General features: G+C 63.5%; 1 protein-coding gene. It reads left to right on the forward strand.

What is annotated here, in order from left to right; all coding sequences use genetic code 11:
* Nucleotides 1-48 precede the first annotated feature (48 nt).
* On the forward strand, nt 49-1,431 hold a 1,383-nt coding region (gene tnpC / locus ACYQ6W_RS22595), incomplete at its 3' end, for an IS66 family transposase (RefSeq protein ID WP_459678543.1).

Genomic DNA, 1,431 nt, shown 5'->3' on the forward strand with positions numbered 1-1,431 from the left:
TTGGGTTCGGGGTACACAGGCACCCGGAAGTATGCTTCCATCGGGTCCATGAATGCTGAGCCCGAGGACGGTCCGGACGATGTCGCGGCGCTGAGACAGGCGCTGACGGCAGCCCGCGCCCAGGCATCGGCGGCGGAACAGAAGCATCTCGATACCGCCGCGGAGCTGGCACTGGCAAAGGCCATGGCCTCGGACGATAAGGCCCTGATCGCGCATCAGGCGCTCAGGATCGCCAAGCTGGAGCGCCAGCTCTACGGGCCCCGCAAGGAACGGAGCGCCCAGCTTCAGGATCAGATGGAATTCGCGCTCGAAGAATTGGAGGCAACCGCCACCGAGGATGAGATCGCGGCGGAACTCGCCATCGCCAAGACCACGACCGTGGCAGGATTCGTGCGTAAGCGCCCTGAAGTGCGGGCCACCTTTCCCAACCACCTGCCCAGGGAGCGCGTGGTGATTGATCCGCCGACAGCATGCGCGTGCTGCGGTGGGAACCGGCTCCGCAAGCTCGGCGAGGACGTAACCCGTACCCTGGAGTGCGTCCCCCGGCAGTGGAAGGTCATCGAGACTGTGCGGGAGAAGTTCACCTGCCGCGATTGCGAGAAGGTCAGCCAGACGCCCGCACCGTTCCACACGATTCCCCGCGGGTGGGCAGGCCCCAGCCTTCTGGCGATGATCCTGTATGAGAAGTTCGGCGCCCATCAGCCATTGAACCGCCTCTGTGAGCGCTATGCCTTGGAAGGCGTGCCCATCCCGCTATCGACCATGGCCGATGCCGTGGGGGCTGCCTGTGTCGCTCTCCGTCCTATTTTGACCGCGCTGGAACGCCAAGTCTTCTTGGCTGAGCGGCTCCATGGCGATGATACGACTGTCCCTGTCCTCGCCGCTGGCAAGACCGACATCGCCCGATGTTGGGTGTATGTCGCCGACGACAAACCTTTTGGCGGGGCCGGCCCGCCGGCGGCGATATTCTACTATTCGAGGGATCGAAGCGGCGACCATCCACAGGAGCATCTCGCCCGGTGGTCAGGCATTTTCCAGGCTGACGCATTCTCCGGGTATGGCAAGCTCTATGCACCAGACCGCAAACCCGGGCAGATCCGCCAGGCCGGCTGTTGGAGTCACGCCCGGCGCCCGTTCTTTATCAATGCGGACCTCCAGGAGGCCGCGCGGCGCAAGACGAAGAGCAAGAAGCCTGTGGTGGTCTCGCCTATGGCGCTTGAGGTGGTTCGCCGGATCGATGCCCTTTTTGATATCGAGCGGGAGATCAACGGCCAAAGTCCAGAGAAGCGCCGTGCCCTACGGCAGGAGCAGAGCTTACCGCTTGTCGAGGCGCTCCGCGTCTATCTCGAGGAGAAGCGGGATGACTTTCCCCGCACCCACGACCTGTACAAAGCCATCAACTACATGCTGAAGCGGTGGCCTGCCTTCACG

This window comes from Acidisoma sp. 7E03, from assembly GCF_054665075.1.